This is a genomic window from Neisseria sp. P0021.S007 (assembly GCF_051956855.1).
The window spans coordinates 1-559 of record NZ_JBQCXA010000960.1 but is presented as its reverse complement, the minus strand read 5'-3'; the positions used below and the strand labels follow the sequence as shown (position 1 = coordinate 559).

Genomic DNA, 559 nt, shown 5'->3' with positions numbered 1-559 from the left:
ATTTCGGCGTGGCGGCTGATGTCGTGGTCGCTGACGCAGGTGTTGTGTGCGGCGGCGATGATTTGATTGTTGGAGACGACGACCGCGCCGACAGGGATTTCGCCGATACGGACGGACTGTTCTGCCTGCACTAAGGCAGCGCGCATGAAGGTTTCCATTTCAGACGACGTGGGGAAAACGGCAACGGGCGGATGGTTTTTGACGGCTTGTTCCAAAGCGGTTTTCTGCGTTTGCGGCAGCTCTTGCGGTTTGATACCGAGCAACAAGGCTTCGAGTTGCCAAAGCGTGCTGCGGGTAACGGTCAGTCCGGCGGCCTTGAGCAGCAGAAAAGCTTGGACGGAACCCGTGTCGCGCAGTTCTTCTACGCTGCGGATGCCGAGGGTTTGTAGGGCGGCTAAGGTTTGCGGGGCGACGGGCGGCGTGGTCAACAGGGTCGTCATGGCTTTTAGATTTGGAAATGGCGGCGGACGAGTGCCAAGGTCGTCTGAACGTGGTCGCCGTCGGTATAGGGGTCGATGCTGTGCGCCAATGGGATTTTGCGCAGCCAAGTGAGTTGGCG

1 protein-coding gene and 1 pseudogene are annotated in these 559 nt (G+C 59.2%); both read right to left on the bottom strand.

Features of this window, described 5'->3' with window-relative positions; translation table 11 throughout:
- Positions 1-431, bottom strand: a 431-nt coding sequence (locus ACTHUR_RS16955; protein ID WP_440399860.1) for a TfoX/Sxy family DNA transformation protein, incomplete at its 3' end; no start/stop codon positions are given.
- 14 nt (positions 432-445) lie between these two features.
- A pseudogene (locus tag ACTHUR_RS16950) lies at positions 446-559 on the bottom strand (tRNA (adenosine(37)-N6)-dimethylallyltransferase MiaA); the annotation flags it as partial.